The organism is Halapricum desulfuricans (assembly GCF_017094465.1).
In the GTDB taxonomy this organism is placed as follows: domain Archaea; phylum Halobacteriota; class Halobacteria; order Halobacteriales; family Haloarculaceae; genus Halapricum.
In genome coordinates this window covers 1,518,817-1,533,371 of the sequence record NZ_CP064791.1, presented here as the reverse complement: position 1 = coordinate 1,533,371, position 14,555 = coordinate 1,518,817, and the positions used below count along the sequence as shown (strand labels likewise).

Here is a 14,555-nt window from a genome sequence, read left to right as displayed (position 1 = left end):
CAGGAGTCGACAAACACTTAACCCAGTTCCCCGTCCCAACGGGTGTATATGACAGAGATCGGCATCGACGCCGTCGAGTTCCGGTCGGGCAAGCTCAAGATGGACCTTCCGGGGACGTTCGCCGAAGCGAAGGACGAAGACCCGGGCAAATATACGAAGGGGCTGGGTCTCCATTCGAGCTCGTTCCCGGACGCATACGAGGACATCGTGACGATGGCGGCCAACGCTTCCAAGCGACTGATGGAGCGCAAGGGGCTAGAGCCCGAGGACATCGGCCGGATCGACGTCGCGACCGAGAGCGCGTTCGACCACTCCAAGCCGGTCTCGACGTACGTCGCGGGCTGTCTGGAGCAGATCTACGACGACGACTTCCATCACGCCAACAAGGGCGAGCGGAAGTTCGCCTGTATCGCAGGCACGCAGAGCATCGACGACGCCGTCAACTGGATCGCCGCCGATAAGAACCGCGGCCGTGCAGCGCTCGTGATCACGACTGATACAGCTCTCTACGAACGCGGCGACTCGGGCGAGGCGACCCAGGGCGCCGGTGCCGTGGCGATGCTCATCGACGAGGACCCGGACGTCGTCACGATCGAGCCCGAGCAGGGGTACGGGAGCGCCGACGAGACGGACTTCCTCAAGCCCAACCAGCAGTTCCCCAGCGTCGACGGCAAACGTTCGATGCAGGTCTACCTCATGCGGATGCGTGAAGCGCTGGAGGACTACGAGACGCAGGTCGAAACCCATCCCGACGACTTCGATTTCATCCCGTTTCACACGCCGTTCCCGGGCATGGTCCGGAAGGCCGCGCCGCTGGGGTATCGACACGTCGCTCGCGACACCGAGGTCGAGGACGCACTCGCCGAGGAGATCGGTCGCCAGCCCCGACCCGAGGCGTTCGACGACGACGAACAGTACCGGGATGCACTCAAGGAGTACACGGACAAGCTGACCGAAACCGACCGCTATCAGGAGTGGTACGAGCGTGCCGTCGCGCCGACCATCGAGATCTCCTCGCGAGTCGGCAACTGGTACACCAGTTCCGTTCACGTTGCTCGCATCTCGGCACTCAAACACGCCCGAGAGAACGGGATCGACCTCGACAACTCGCGGCTGCTGGTCGGCTCTTACGGATCGGGTGCACAGGCCGAAATCCACGGCGAGACGGTCCAACCCGGCTGGGAGGACGAAATCGCCCAGCTCAACGTCGACGACCAGCTGGTCGAACGATACGATCTCACCTGGGACGAATACGAGAAGATCCACGACGTGCACAACCACGACGAGACGACCGACGTCGATCCCCTTACCACGCCCGAAGAGGAGTTCGTCTTCGACGGCTGGGGTCGGATGGGTGAGCGGAAGTATACGTACGTGGAATAGCGAGGTCGCGCCAGCGACCTCGAAAAAGCGAACGGCGAGCGAAGCGAGCCGTGAGGTGGAGTAGCGAGATTCCGAGTGTAGCGAGGAATCTCGAACCGGAGCGGGAAACGGATGTGACCCGCGAAGGAGTAGCGAGATGTCGAGCAGGGCGAGAAGTCTCGGAAAATCCGAACGGATCCGGTAGACAGAGTTATTACTGATTCGTCGAAATAGCCGTCGTACATGCCGCGACTGGACCGGAGAATCGTCGGGGCGATCGTCGTGACCGTTCTCGTGTTGACGGTTTCGGGGACGCTGTTTCGACTGTTTACTGCAGCCGCGGCGTTCGTCCGAGGACAGTGGCAGGGCGTGCACCTGCAAGCGCCCGAGTGGGTGCCGGTCGCAGCGTTCCTGGCTGTCTTTGTGCTCGTTTCGCTGCTGCTTTTCGCCGGATTCGTGCGCCTGCTCACCTCGGTCGGTGTCGTCGGCTCTCGGCTCGCAGGCGGGATCGACCGACTTCGGCCAGAATCGTCCGCAATAGCGGCACCTGTGTTCATGATCGCGTTCATCGCCGTGCTGTTCGTCGGGCTCGCGGTCGTCCTCCCGTGGTTCGGAGCTGCACTCACTGAAGGCACGGGGGTTGACGACGTTGTCAGGGACATCCGGCAGGGGGACGTGGCCACCGAGGTCGAAGACCGGTTCGCGGACGACGCAGTCCGCCGTGGGAACGGGACTGATATCCCTCGCGGACAGTACGAAGACACGGACGGCGACGGGCTCGCAGACGAGTGGGAGCGTGCCGGGCACACGCCGGACGGTGCCCCGCTCCCGGACGCCGATCCCGATAGACTGGATCTGTACGTGCAGATCGACTACGGCGATGGCGTCTCACGACTCAGTGACAGCGAACGGACGCAGCTTCGGGACGTTTGGGCCTCGATGCCGGTCGAAAACCCGGACGGATCGAGCGGGATCGCGCTGCATGTCGTCGACAGTGGCGATCGCGGTGGGGAACTTGACCGTCCGGTGTCGATCACGGACGATACTCACGTCGATCAGTTTTATACGAGACAGCGACTCGGCGATCGATTTTGCACGTACCACCAGATTACGCTCGGCACCGCCGGAGCGGAGGGACCGATCGGATACGTCGAGACGCCCGGCTACGCGGCAGTCGTCGATGGAACCGAATTCACGAATTACGACGGTAACGTCTCGATCCGCGGCGCGACAGTCACGCATGCCCTCCTGCACAACGTCGTCGGCGAAGTCGACGGCGGAGTCCACAGCGACGGCGGCTGGCTCGACTATCCCGCACCTGGGAACGAACGACTCGCCGACCCCGTTGCTGAACGACTCGGGGACGAAGGATTCGTCACCTCGTCCGATCACCTCAGCCGGTGTGAGTAGGGGCCGTAGTCGAAACCGGCTGGTAACGGCCGATGTGAACCCGCAAGCGTTTACTGCTATCCCGCGTAACCGCAGGTACGATGGCGGACTGTCCACTTGCGGACGACTGCCCCGAGTTCACCGAGCGCATCTCCGGGATGGGGTGTCAGCACTACGGCGACCGCGGCGGAGCCGAGTGGTGCAACCACTATAACCAGCCGATCGAGGACCTCCAATCCAAGCCAGTGACAATCGGCGAGGAGGTCGTCGTCGATATCGAAGATATTCACGAGAGTGGTGCCGGTGTCGGTCGAACCGACGACGGCTTCATCGTGCTCGTTGACGGCGTACTGCCCGACGCTCGTGCTCGCGTGAAGATAACGAACGTCCACTCCAACCACGCGAAAGCCAGGGAACTTGAGCGACTCCCGATGGATGAGGACGCCGACCAGGAGTCGGTCGACGCCGAGAGCGAAACCGACGACAACGTCGACGAAGCGGACGACGAGGGGCCGCGACTGGGCAGCCGCGACAACTTCTGGGGCAGCTAGACCGAACCGTGACAGAAACTGATGCGGATACGATTCTCGAACGTGCCGGGTTCGACCCCGATGAGTCGATTCTCACCCGCCGTCAGGCCGAGGTGCTGGCGCTTCGCGAACGGGGACTCACCCAGTCGGCGATCGCCGAGCGGTTCGGAACGTCCCGAGCGAACGTCGCCAGCATCGAGTCCAGTGCGCGGGAAAACGTCCGTAAGGCTCGTGACACCGTCGCAGTGGCGGAGGCACTGCGGTCGCCGGTTCGGGTCCAAGTCGTGTCAGGGACGGACCTCTATGACGTTCCGTCGGATGTCTTCGACGCCTGTGACGAAGCCGACGTGAAGGTCCCGCATACGGCACCGGAACTCCTCGGGGAGATCGCTGACGGCGCCGGGGACGCCGTCGTCGGGCGGGAAGTCCGGACGGACCTGCTCGTATCCGTCAGCGCGGACGGGGAAATCCGCGTCCGCCGACAGACGAGTGGTGACTAACGTCGACTCTCGATACGACCTCCGTCTGCGAGGACGACGATGTCGACGCCCCGATCGAGCCCCGACGTTTGCTGTGCCAGGCCGGATACGGTGATGCAATCGCCGCTCGTCGCGTTGCCATCCGCGTAGACGAGAGCCGTTCCAGTTCCGTCGTCGACGATCAGTTTCGCTGCGGTCCGTTCCGTCACCTTGCCGCTGATCGACACCGTCGAGACGCTCCGGTCGACTTCGACGATTGCCGTGTCTCCCAGCCCACAGACACGGTCGGGGTTTCCGCTGGAGACAGTCGTCCCACCAGCGAAAGCCGCGACAATAACCACTGATAGTACGATACCGAACCGCCGAGTACGTCCCACCCACATTACCCGAGAACGCTCAGCGAACCGTTATAAATATTCTCACTCGAATTGATATAATTTATCCTGATGGAATAGGAGGATACGGATTCAGAACGAACTGGAGCCGCCTTCGAGTCGATCGACTACTTCCCGGAGGTCGGCCTCGCTCTCGATCGTTTCCTTGATGCTTTCACGTTCGCGGACCTCCTTCGCCGTCGCGTCGTACGCGCGGACGTATTCGGCGCGACTGTGCTCCTCGAAGGCGTGTCGGATCGCGAAATAGCCGTCGGGCAGGACTGTGCCACAGACCTGACATTCGACGCGCTGATGATCTGTCGCCTGGTGGACGATGAGATCTTCGACCCGGTCGAACGTTCGGCCGTCGCCCTCAATCGCACATTCCCAGCTGGTCATACCTGCACGTAGCGTTCGAGAAGATTATAAAACTACGGCGCGATCAGAAACGCTCATTGCCCTGACCGGAATAGCCCAAACAGTGACAGCGACAGAGGGAACCCGCGTCGACCTGCACGTCAAGGTGCTTGACGAGGACATCTGCGAACGGGCGAAAGCCCGCGGTCTGGACGTGCTAGTGTACGCGCCGCATTTCACGCGCTGGCCGACGATCGAACAGCGGGCAGCGGCCTACAGTGACGAGGAGTTGACCGTCGTGCCGGGCCGGGAGATCTTCACCGGACCGTGGCACGACCGACGGCACGTGCTGGCGCTCGATCTCGACGCGCCGATCCCGGACTTCGTCACGCTTGAGGGAGCGATGGACGAACTACACCGTCAGGACGCGACCGTCCTCGCGCCACATCCGACGTTTCTGACGGTCAGTCTCGACCGCACGCGACTCGAAAAGTATCGCGATCTGATCGATGCGGTTGAGGCGTACAACCCCAAACACCTGCCGTGGCACAACCGGCGCGCACAGTCGCTGGCAAGCGAACTCGACCTGCCGGCGTTCACCTCGTCGTATGCGCATCTCCCGGGGACCGTCGGGGAAGTGTGGACGACCTTCGACGCGGAAATCGGGGACGAATCGGCGCTCGTGGCGGCACTCAAAGGCGGGACCCCCCGACGACTCTTCCACCGATCGGGATACGGACACCGGGCTCGGAAACTGTTCGAGTTCTCCCATCTGGGCTACGAGAACACCTGGAAGAAGATCGATCGGGTCGTGTTATCCGACATGGAGGCGACCCATCCCGGTCACGTCGCTTACGGCGGTCAGTTCGACGACATCCGGGTCGTCTAGAGGCCGATTGCCTGTTGGGCGGCGGCCTGGACCGATGGCGGGGTGGCGTAGATGAGTCCGGCACCGATGACGAGCTCGAAGGCAGTTACTGTGAGCATCATCGGCGTCGCCCACTTGCTGCTGACGGGCACGCCGAGCGGGATGTTGAACTCCTCGTCCCAGAGCGGGTAAAACAGCGCGAGCCCGCGGCGACTGCCGAACACGTCGAGGACGTAATGCGTGAGAACGCCGACCCACACGTATTGCAAGTTCGAGAAGTAGATCGGATACGCGAGCACGACCGCCAGCACCGGCAAGTTATGCAGCGTCTTGCGGTGCTTCCCGAACGCCGTATCCACGTCCGGGAACAGCGCCCCGAGCACCACCGGGACGAGCACTTCCGCGATCATCCGAACGGTCGCAAGGTCACCGCTCGGCTGGACCAGAATCCCGATTCCGACGCTCAACAGGACGGCGTTCAGCACGTGCCCGCGTTTGTTCATCGATCGAATCGACGGACGGCAGCGACTCAAGCGTTTCCCTCGCAGGACCGTCACGCTGACTGACCGCGCTCACTCGTTGCGCTCTCGGTCTATGGCCGTGAGGAGATCCCGCAGCGACTGTTGGACGACCTGCTCGCGGACCGCGTTGCGGTCGCCGTCGAAGCGATAGCGCTCGGCGGACGTTTCCGAGTCGCCGCTCTCCCAGGGGGCGGCGTACGCGACGCCGATGATGGCCGTCCCGACGGGCATCTCGGCTGAGCCGCCGCCGGGCCCGGCGACGCCGGTGTTGGCGATTCCCCACGTCACGTCGGCCAGATCGCGGGCGGCGTTCGCGAGTTCGACGGTCGCGGCTTCGCTGACGGCACCGTGGTCGTCGAGCGTCTCGCGATTGACGCCCGTCAACGTGCGCAAGGCGTCGTAGTCGTAGGGGACGAGCACGCGGTCGAGGTAGTCGCTGGCTCCCGGAACGGCGGTCACCGCTCTGCCGACGCCACCGCCGGTGCAGGTCTCGACGACTGCGAGTGTTTCGCCTGTGTCGAGGAGTCGCTCTCGAACCTGCGCGGCCAGATCGCGCGTCGTCTTGGAGGAGTCCATAATGTATCTCCGTAGGCGACCGAGGTGATACTATCGGCTGTCGGGGCTGGCAACTGCCGGTGATTGGTATCGAATCGTTTGGCGGGACGGCCAGAAGAGACATCCCGTTTGCGTGTGTCATAGGCGTGTTCGGCGTCTCCGATATTCTCTTAAGTACCGGTCGAATATACATCAGTAATGATAGAGGCCACGAGCGCGGGAGCGATCCTCTTTCGCGATACGCGTGGCCGTCGTGAATACCTCCTGTTGAAGAGCCGGCCCGGCGACTGGGAGTTCCCCAAAGGCGGGGTCGAAGGCGACGAGGAGTTACAGCAGACGGCCATCCGAGAAGTGACAGAAGAAGCAAGCATCGAGGAGTTCCGACTCATCGACGGGTTCCGCGAGGATTACGATTACATCTTCGAGGCGGACGGCAACACCATCCACAAGACCGTTCACCTGTTCATCGCCAAGTCCTACGAGGCGAGTGCGGAACTCTCAAACGAACACCGGGACCTGCAGTGGCGTGATTACGAGCAGGCGATAAACACCGTCACGCAGGACGGTCCGCGTGAGATTCTCGAAGAGGCCCACGAGTTCCTCAACGAGAAAGGGGCCGAGGGCGAACTCTAGCCGGCCAGCGATACGGTTTTCCACGCGTGGCGTCTGTACTCACGCGTGGACCCGGACAGCGAGTTCGTCTTCGAGTTGCAGGTCTGCCAGTGGGCCGAGCGATCCTGGCCGCCCGGTCGGGCGCGCAGTGATCCGATCGTCGTCGCCCGACAGCTCGGCACGAAACGGCGCCGCTGGGATACGATCGTGATCGAAGCCGATCCGGACGCGCTTCGCGAGCGTGCTCGGTTCGGACACGCGCGCCTGGACTCGGACCTGCTTGACGTACTCCAGTATGCGCCTGAGGAGTGGGCGTGGTATCGCGACGCTCTGCCCGATCCCGGCTATCCGTGGCGGTACGTTCGGGAGTCGATCCACCGCGCCGCGGACCGCGATATCCTCGAGACGCGAACGCGGGGGAATCGTCTGCAGATCCGGCGACGGTGGACCTATCCGGACTGGGTCAAGCGGATCATCGCGATCGAGAACAAACCGGACCTGGACGCCAGTGCCGCGCGCGTGCTGGGCGAACAACTTCAGCGGGATGTCGCCGTCGGCCTGGCCGACGAGGTGTGGGTGGCGACAGCGGACGACGAGGACGAGCCAACGCGTGCGCTGCTGGAGGACATCCCGGTCGAGGCGGGAATCGTGCTCGTCGACGGGGCCGGCGCCAGCGTGCTCTGGCGGCCGCGGTCGCTGTCGCCGGACGAACCGGGCACCCGGATCGAGCAGCGCCCGGACGGTGGCGGCCGCGACGCGTCCGCCGCCCGGTTTTCGTACGTCGACCCCGACTGGAAGCGAGCGAAGCGACTGGCGATCGCCGAGCGGGCCTACGAACGCGGGTTCCGGTCGTACGCCGAGACGATGCGGCCGGACTGTCGACACTTCGAGTTGCGTGACGTTCCGGCCGGGTTCGTGCCCTACTGTGGGGCCAAAGAGTGCCATCAGACCGCCAGCGCCTGTCACGGCAGCTGTCGGGAGTACGAGCCCGAACCGCCTGCCTGGCGGACACGTGGCTGGCCGATCGACGGCGGGCCGGGTGCGGGTATCAAGCGACTGCTCGACCGTCAGCGACTGCGGCGGCGGCCGGGACTCGGTAGACACGACAAGTAATGTGGGACGTCCGTTGTCCGATCAGCTCGAGTCGAGTTCTTCGACTTCGAGTTCGGATCGCTCGACAGCGAGACGGAAGGTGGGGACGGTCTTGCGGACACGTTCGACGACGCCCTTCTCGACGAGGCTGTGCAGGGCCGAGCGGACGTCGTCGACCTCGTAGTCGTGCCCGGCGTCACCCAGCGCGTGGTAGACCGAGACGACGCTCTGTGTCTGTTCGTCCGGCCCGGCGAGTACGTCGAGGATGTCCGCCTGGACGGGGGGCACGGTGACGTGCTGGTCGTCCTCGGTCCCCTCGACGAGGCCCGCGTCTTCGACGAGTTGGCGGCCCTCGGGCGTCGCGCAGATCAGGCTGTCCTCGTTGCGATAGTAGTAGTCTTTCAGTTCCGATTCGAGGTACTGATGGACCTCGCTGCCGCTGTCCATGTCCCACCGATCCTGGAGTTCGCCGTTCTTGGTCGGCGCGAGCGCCACGATATCGGCCAGGCGTCGCTTCGCCGTCTCCTCGAGGCTCATCGACTGTGACTACGCACGCCCGGGATACAATGGTGTTGTGATACGCCGCTGGGACGACAGCTACAGCTCCGAAAGCGTCGCCGCGACGTCGTCCCAGTGACTCCCGCGCCAGAAGTGCTGGCCGCACTCCCGACAACGCCAAACGGCCTCGTAGTCGGGCTCCGGGGCGTAGTCCGGCGTGGGCTCCTCCGGCGCGACCCTTGCCAACGGGGCGTTGCAGGCACCGCATCGCGAGGGCTCGTCTTCGAGTTCGAGCCCGAATCCTGCGTCGCGGAACTCCCGCAACTGATCGACTGTATCACGGGACTCGATCAGGACCGCCTCGGGGGCTCGTCTTGCGAGGGCGACGTCTCTGGTGACGACCGTTCGGCCTTCCGTCTCGGCGAGCGCGAGTATCTCGTGGTCGTCCTCGACGCCGCGACTCGACGCGTAGGCGGCGTCGTACCCACACATCCGCAGATACGTCCCGAGCTTCCCGAGCATCGTGTCTAGCAACAGCGCCGGCTGCCGTTCGTCTCCCGACATCAGTCCAGGAACCCCCTGATCCCGCCGGCATCGCGCGTGTTGAGTACGTCGTCCGCCTCGGCCCAGCCGCGACGTGCGGTGTGGACCCCGTAGCGAATGTACTCGTAGCTGTCAGGCCGATGGGCGTCCGTATCGATCACGATCGTCGCGCCGGCCTCGACCGCTGCGCGAACGGCCTGTCCGCCGAGGTCGAGTCGCCGCGGATTGGCGTTGACCTCGAGTGCCGTCCCCGCCTCGGCCGCTGCTGCGGCCAGCCGGTCGTATTCGATATTCAGCCCCGGGCGGCGGTTGAGATACCGCCCCGTCGGGTGCCCGATGATGTCGACCTGGGGGTGTTCGGCTGCGGCGATCAACCGGTCCGTCCCGTCGCCGGACAGGGCCGCGTGGGGCGACGCGACGACCAGATCCAGTTCGGCGAGCACGTCATCCGCAACCGAAATCGAGCCGTCCTCGCCGACGTTGGCCTCCACGCCCGCAAAGACCTCGATGTCGACGTCGTCGGCAGCGGCCCGGATCTCCCCGATCTGGTCGCGTAGCGTCTCGTCGTCGACCCCGACGCCGCCGACCATCCCCGGACCGGTGGCGTGGTCGGTGATCGCGACGTAGTCGTGACCGAACGCCGCCGCGGCCTCGATCATCTCCGCGATTGAGTTGTCGCCGTCCGACCAGTCCGTGTGCGTGTGAAGGTCCCCGCGAACGTCTCCCTCCGCAAGTAGGTCCGGCAGTTCGCCCGCCGCCGCGGCCTCAATCTCGCCACGTCCTTCCCGCAGCTCCGGCGGCACGAGCGGCAGCTCCAGCGCCGCGTACATCGACTCCTCGGTCTCGCCGGCGACCCGCTCGCCGACGCGCTGTCCGGCGTCCGGCTCGTCGACTTCTGACACGTCGAAGACGCCGTACTCGTTCATCTTCAGCTCGCGCTCGATCGCCCTGTTGCGTAGCGCGACGTTGTGATCGCGACTCCCGGTGAAATACTGGAGTGCAGCTCCGAACTCCTCGGGTGCGACGACCCGGAGATCGACCCGGACCGACCCGACGCGCAGGCTCGCTTTCGTCCCGCCGGCCTCGATCACCGTCTCGGCGTGGTCCCAGTCGGTGAACGCCTCGATGGCGCTCTCGCCGTCGTCGCTGCCGACCAGCACGTCGACGTCGCCGATCGTCGGTTTCCAGCGCCGTAGCGATCCCGCGACTTCGACGCTTTCGACGGACGGCTGGTCGGCGAGATACGACCGCGCGGCCTCCCCGAGCGGGACGGCCTCGCCCAGTAACTGTCGCTCGTGGGCCTGCCTGGCGAACTCGATCCCCTCCAGGATGTTCTGTTCGGTCTTCGCGCCGAAGCCTTTGACCGCCTGGATCTCGCCCGCCTCCGCGGCGTCTTCGAGGTCATCCAGCGTCCGGATCTCCAGGGCCTCGTAGAGCGTGCCGACGGTCTTCGGACCGACCCCCTCGACGCTGGTCAGCGCGTCGATCTCGACGGGCAGCTCCTCGCGGAGGTCTTCGAGTTCGTCGATCGACCCGGTCTCGACGTACTCGACGATCTTCGACGCGATGGCGTCGCCCACGCCGTCGATCTCTCCGACGACGTCTTCGCCCTCGCTCGCGAGGCGCTCGATCGGTTCGGGATGTTCGCGGACGTTCTCGGCCGCCCGACGGTAGGCCCGGGGCTTGTACTCGACGTCCATCGCGTCGAGCCGATCGGCCATCTCCGCCAGCCGATCGGCGACGGCGTCGTTGCGGGTCATCGTCTCCCTCCGTGTGAATCGCGGCTGCCGTCTGTCCCTCCGCGTGGTCCAGCGCCGCCCGTCTCATCGCGACCCAGCGCCTGCTTGAGAAACGTCATCCATCGTTTCTGATCGGCCGCTTCCTTTGCTTGCTTTTCGCTTTCGATGTCCGACGGCCCCAGCGACTCCAGCGCCTCCAGCGCACGGTCGATCCCGACGATCGCCTCCGTGAGTCGCTCACCCTCCTGATAGGAGATCGATTCCGATTCGAGACGCCGACGGCGCTTTCGGCGTTCGCGTCGGAGGTTGCGCTTTGCCTGCTCGACGCGCTCGTGCTCGCCGGGCGGGACCGTCTCCCGGCGCTTGATCTCGAAGACGAACGATCGGAGGTCGATCGTCTCTTCCTGGACGTCGATCTCCTCGGGGATGGCGGTCCCGACCGTCGCCCCCTCGCGCTCGACGCGTTCGAGCAGTTGCTTGCGCTGGTACTCTTGCACGTTCACCCGTCAGAACCGCATCGAGAAAAATCCACGCGTCCGAACGCGGTTTCGAGACGGGACGTGCCCACCCGTTCAGGTCGACCAAACACAATCCATTTGCCCCATCAGTCCGAAGCAGGTGGTAATGGCGACCTGCGACGTGTGTGGCAAGCAGACGAACATGCCGTATCAGTGCCGCCACTGCGGCGGGACGTTCTGTGCCGATCATCGCCTGCCGGAGAATCACGACTGTCCGGGACTCGACGACTGGGGCGATCCCGACGGCGTCTTCGATAGCGGCTTCGATACCAGCGTCGACGCGTCGAGTACCGGCTCCGGCGGGCTGGCCGACCGGCTCGGAATCGACGCCGGGCCAGGTAGTTTCCTCGGGTACTTCCGGGGGAACATGACCTACGTCTTCCTCGGGGCGATGTGGCTCACGTTCATTTTCCAGGCAATCGTAGCGACCATTGGCGGTTCCGAACTCCATCGGTTCCTGTTCGTGCTAACCCCGCAACATCCCGAATACGTCTGGACGTGGGTAACGTCGATCTTCGCGCACGGGAGCTTCGGTCACATTGCGGTCAACAGCATCGTGATTTTCTTCTTCGGTCGGCTCGTCGAGGACTACATCGGGTCCCGTGACTTCAGTGCCCTGTTCATCGCGAGTGGCGCGATAGCCGGACTCGGACAGGTCGCCCTCCAGATATACGAGGGGCTTGGTGCCGCTCCAGGATGGGGCGGCGTCGTTGGGGCCAGCGGAGCCGGCCTCGCAATTATGGGTGTACTGACGGTACTCAACCCCAACCTGCGCGTGTATCTCTATTTCTTGATCCCGGTCCCGATCTGGATTCTCACCGCGGGGTTTGCGCTTCTGAGTGCAGTTGGAATCTTCGGCGTCCAAACCGGTCTCACGGGCGGAAACGTCGCTAACCTGGCACATCTGCTTGGACTGGTGATTGGACTTGTCTACGGTCAGCGAGTGAAAAACCGAGTACGCACGCCGAACCAGCTCCGCTTTGGCGGTGGTGGGCCCGGCGGTCCGGGTGGCCCGGGCGGTCCCGGTCGGCGCCGCGGCCCGTTCTGACGATGGAGCCCGTCTACCCGGAGTTCGTTCCGGACGGGAGCCTCGCACGTGGGGAGATGGAGGCCCTACAGGACGACATCGCCGAGGCGGCCGTCTTCGAGGACGACCTCGACTTCGATCCCGACCGCGTCACGATCGATCGGGACAGCGATCAGCGGCCGCTGGCCGACGCCGACCCGCCGGTCATCGCCGGCGTCGACCAGGCGTTTCTCGAAGACGACCGCGCTGTCAGCGCTGCCGTCGCGCTCCGCGCCGGCGAGGTGATCGAAACGGCTACGGCTGTCGCGGAGACGGCGATTCCCTACATCCCGGGACTGTTGAGTTTCCGGGAGGGCAACGCCGTCCTCGCGGCCCTGCAGGCGCTGTCAGTAACCCCGGATCTGACCGTCGTCGACGGCAGCGGTCGGATCCACTTCCGGCAGGCCGGACTGGCGACGCACGTTGGCGTCACGCTCGATCACCCGACAATCGGCGTCGCGAAGAACCTCCTCTGTGGCACCCCGCGAGAGCCGATCCCCGAGCGGTTGGCCGAGGGCGAACGGATTCCGATCGAGGCTGACGAGGGCGTGACCGCTCCGGACGGCACCGTGATCGGCTACGCCTACCAGAGCCGTCAGTACGACAGCGGCTCGACCAGCATCAACCCGCTGTACGTCAGTCCCGGTCATCGGATCAGCGCCTCGACAGCCGTCGACGTCGTCGCCCGGACCTGTGGGGGCTACAAACTCCCGGAGCCGACTCGACTGGCTGACTCGCTCGCAGACGAGGCCAAAGGAACGTTCGAGTGACGGCTCCAGTCCCGATCGAACCGGAACGTTGGACTATCTGTAGTCCTCAGCACCGGTCGATGAGTGCATCTGTCACCGACAACGGGATCACGGCCAGATACGAGGAAACCGGGACCGAGCGTCTGCTCACCTTCGAGCGCGAGGGGGCGACTGCCGCGATCGCGCAAAATATCGACGGCTACGCAATGTTGAAGGTGCGCCCGAGCGCCGACGGCGACGAACTCGAACGCTACTACGGGTTCGATATGGCGCTCGATCACGCCGCGGAACTGCTCGGCGTCGCCGCGCACGATCTGCCGGTCCCCGAACCGGCCGAGGACATGGGAATGTGACACCGGGCGGCGAAGATCTATTCTTCGAGGAGTAGCTCGACGAACTGCTCGGGGTGTTCGACGTGCGGGAGGAGGTTCGCCTCGTCGAAGACGACCAGCTTCGCGTCGACGGCGTCCGCGAGTGACCGTCCAGCCTCCAGTGGCGTCGTCGAGGCGTCCCGGCCCCAGACGAGCGTCACGGGGGCGTCGACGTCCGGTAGTTCCGCTTCGAGCGACTGTTCGGGATCGAGGAACCCGCCGAGGAACGACGCCGGGGCGAACCGGGCGCCATCCTGGTGGGCCGAGTGCCACTCGTAATCGAGTCGCGCTTCGGTGAGGTTGTCCATGTCGTAGTAGCCGTGATCGGCGTGGAAATGGCGCATCGAGGGCTTGCTGACGAGGGCGTTGAACAGCGCCTGCCCGACCAGCGGCGAGCGTAGAAGCGACCGCACCCAGGTACGCTCGCCTCTGCCGCCCATCGTCGTATCGGTCGGACAGAGCAACACCAGCTCCGACACGTCGACTTCTCTCGCGGCGAGAGTCGCGTACGCCCCGGAGAGGCCCGACGCGACGACGGTCGGCTCGTCGGTCAAGTCCCCGAGGAAGTCCAGGAGGAACTGCTCGTACAGCGGTGCCGAGTACAGAAGCGGCGGCCGATCGGAGGTGCCGAACCCGGGCAGGTCCGGCGCGATGACGTGGTACTCCTTGGCCAGCGACTCGAAAATGGTCTCGAACTCGCGGCTGGTCCCAGCAGCGTTGATCCCGTGGACCAACACGAGCTGTGGGTCCTCCGGGTCGCCCGCTTTCGTGTAGCCGACGTCGAACCCGCGCCAGCGATACGATCGGCGGCCGCCGGGCAGCGGGGGCTCCAGATCGTCGGCGTTCGCTTGCAAGAGACGGTTGCTCGCGGCGGCGAGGCCGAGACCACCGACGCCGGCGGCGAGGACGCTTCGAAGCTTCATATTCGGGTA

Annotated in this window: 19 protein-coding genes; 10 read left to right on the top strand and 9 right to left on the bottom strand. The window is 64.8% G+C overall.

All coding sequences use genetic code 11. The features are described 5' to 3' along the window. Positions 1–48: 48 nt before the first annotated feature. From hmgB to HSEST_RS07830, 4 genes are all read left to right on the top strand, one after another. On the top strand, positions 49–1,383 hold the full coding sequence (hmgB, locus tag HSEST_RS07845) for a hydroxymethylglutaryl-CoA synthase (RefSeq protein WP_229120362.1): 1,335 nt from the start codon (positions 49–51) through the stop codon (positions 1,381–1,383). Between the two features lie 222 nt (positions 1,384–1,605). After that, the gene (locus tag HSEST_RS07840) at positions 1,606–2,772 is read left to right on the top strand and encodes a hypothetical protein (protein WP_229120361.1); all 1,167 of its coding nucleotides are present in this window, start codon (positions 1,606–1,608) and stop codon (positions 2,770–2,772) included. An 80-nt stretch (positions 2,773–2,852) separates the two neighbouring features. Further along, complete coding sequence (locus HSEST_RS07835) at positions 2,853–3,302, top strand: TRAM domain-containing protein (RefSeq protein ID WP_229120360.1); 450 nt, start codon at positions 2,853–2,855, stop codon at positions 3,300–3,302. Between the two features lie 8 nt (positions 3,303–3,310). Further along, entirely contained in the window at positions 3,311–3,781 is a 471-nt protein-coding gene (locus tag HSEST_RS07830) for a Tfx family DNA-binding protein (protein ID WP_229120359.1), read from the top strand. On the opposite strand, the gene HSEST_RS07825 is transcribed toward HSEST_RS07830, so the two are convergent. Then, the gene (locus HSEST_RS07825) at positions 3,778–4,143 is read right to left on the bottom strand and encodes a hypothetical protein (protein WP_229120358.1); all 366 of its coding nucleotides are present in this window, start codon (positions 4,141–4,143) and stop codon (positions 3,778–3,780) included. The genes HSEST_RS07830 and HSEST_RS07825 overlap by 4 nt on opposite strands. An 84-nt stretch (positions 4,144–4,227) precedes the next feature. Beyond that, positions 4,228–4,533, bottom strand: a complete 306-nt coding sequence (locus HSEST_RS07820) for a DUF7565 family protein (RefSeq protein WP_229120357.1) — start codon at positions 4,531–4,533, stop codon at positions 4,228–4,230. Positions 4,534–4,615: 82 nt separating this feature from the next. Between HSEST_RS07820 and HSEST_RS07815 the strand changes: the two genes are divergently transcribed. Then, positions 4,616–5,380: a PHP domain-containing protein gene (locus HSEST_RS07815; protein ID WP_229120356.1), complete on the top strand. Its 765-nt coding sequence runs from the start codon at positions 4,616–4,618 to the stop codon at positions 5,378–5,380. Here the strand turns inward: HSEST_RS07815 and HSEST_RS07810 are convergent. Together HSEST_RS07810 and HSEST_RS07805 are read right to left on the bottom strand one after the other, a co-directional pair. Continuing rightward, a complete protein-coding gene (locus HSEST_RS07810; RefSeq protein ID WP_229120355.1) occupies positions 5,377–5,862 on the bottom strand; it encodes a metal-dependent hydrolase in 486 nt (161 codons plus the stop codon). The two genes, HSEST_RS07815 and HSEST_RS07810, sit on opposite strands and share 4 nt — an antisense overlap. 69 nt (positions 5,863–5,931) lie before the next feature. Next, on the bottom strand, positions 5,932–6,456 hold the full coding sequence (locus HSEST_RS07805) for a CinA family protein (protein WP_229120354.1): 525 nt from the start codon (positions 6,454–6,456) through the stop codon (positions 5,932–5,934). A gap of 177 nt (positions 6,457–6,633) precedes the next feature. Here HSEST_RS07805 and HSEST_RS07800 point away from each other — a divergent pair, with 177 nt between their 5' ends. Together HSEST_RS07800 and HSEST_RS07795 are read left to right on the top strand one after the other, a co-directional pair. Further along, complete coding sequence (locus HSEST_RS07800; RefSeq protein ID WP_229120353.1) at positions 6,634–7,068, top strand: bis(5'-nucleosyl)-tetraphosphatase; 435 nt, start codon at positions 6,634–6,636, stop codon at positions 7,066–7,068. Positions 7,069–7,113: 45 nt separating this feature from the next. Then, a complete protein-coding gene (locus tag HSEST_RS07795; protein WP_229120352.1) occupies positions 7,114–8,160 on the top strand; it encodes a DUF5787 family protein in 1,047 nt (348 codons plus the stop codon). A gap of 21 nt (positions 8,161–8,181) precedes the next feature. Here the strand turns inward: HSEST_RS07795 and HSEST_RS07790 are convergent, their stop codons facing one another. From HSEST_RS07790 to HSEST_RS07775, 4 genes are read right to left on the bottom strand one after another with little or no spacing between them, the layout of a single operon-like run. Further along, positions 8,182–8,676 (bottom strand): DUF5797 family protein, encoded by a 495-nt coding sequence (locus tag HSEST_RS07790; protein ID WP_229120351.1) that lies wholly within the window; start codon positions 8,674–8,676, stop codon positions 8,182–8,184. A gap of 60 nt (positions 8,677–8,736) precedes the next feature. Beyond that, entirely contained in the window at positions 8,737–9,201 is a 465-nt protein-coding gene (locus tag HSEST_RS07785) for a Mut7-C RNAse domain-containing protein (protein ID WP_229120350.1), read from the bottom strand. Beyond that, positions 9,201–10,940, bottom strand: coding sequence for a DNA polymerase/3'-5' exonuclease PolX (polX, locus tag HSEST_RS07780; RefSeq protein ID WP_229120349.1), 1,740 nt, complete (start codon positions 10,938–10,940; stop codon positions 9,201–9,203). The genes HSEST_RS07785 and polX overlap by 1 nt, the downstream gene beginning before the upstream one ends. Next, positions 10,937–11,416: a DUF5788 family protein gene (locus HSEST_RS07775; RefSeq protein WP_229120348.1), complete on the bottom strand. Its 480-nt coding sequence runs from the start codon at positions 11,414–11,416 to the stop codon at positions 10,937–10,939. The genes polX and HSEST_RS07775 overlap by 4 nt, the downstream gene beginning before the upstream one ends. A 127-nt stretch (positions 11,417–11,543) precedes the next feature. On the opposite strand from HSEST_RS07775, the gene HSEST_RS07770 reads away from it, so the two are divergent. Genes HSEST_RS07770 through HSEST_RS07760 form a run of 3 tightly spaced genes read left to right on the top strand, consistent with a single transcriptional unit; the run spans position 11,544 to position 13,605 of the window. Further along, positions 11,544–12,485: a rhomboid family intramembrane serine protease gene (locus HSEST_RS07770; protein ID WP_229120347.1), complete on the top strand. Its 942-nt coding sequence runs from the start codon at positions 11,544–11,546 to the stop codon at positions 12,483–12,485. 2 nt (positions 12,486–12,487) lie between these two features. Further along, positions 12,488–13,273, top strand: coding sequence for an endonuclease V (locus HSEST_RS07765; RefSeq protein ID WP_229120346.1), 786 nt, complete (start codon positions 12,488–12,490; stop codon positions 13,271–13,273). Between the two features lie 59 nt (positions 13,274–13,332). Then, positions 13,333–13,605, top strand: coding sequence for a DUF7111 family protein (locus HSEST_RS07760; RefSeq protein ID WP_229120345.1), 273 nt, complete (start codon positions 13,333–13,335; stop codon positions 13,603–13,605). 17 nt (positions 13,606–13,622) lie between these two features. Here the strand turns inward: HSEST_RS07760 and HSEST_RS07755 are convergent, their stop codons facing one another. Then, positions 13,623–14,546: an alpha/beta fold hydrolase gene (locus HSEST_RS07755; protein WP_229120344.1), complete on the bottom strand. Its 924-nt coding sequence runs from the start codon at positions 14,544–14,546 to the stop codon at positions 13,623–13,625. Between the last annotated feature and the right edge of the window lie 9 nt (positions 14,547–14,555).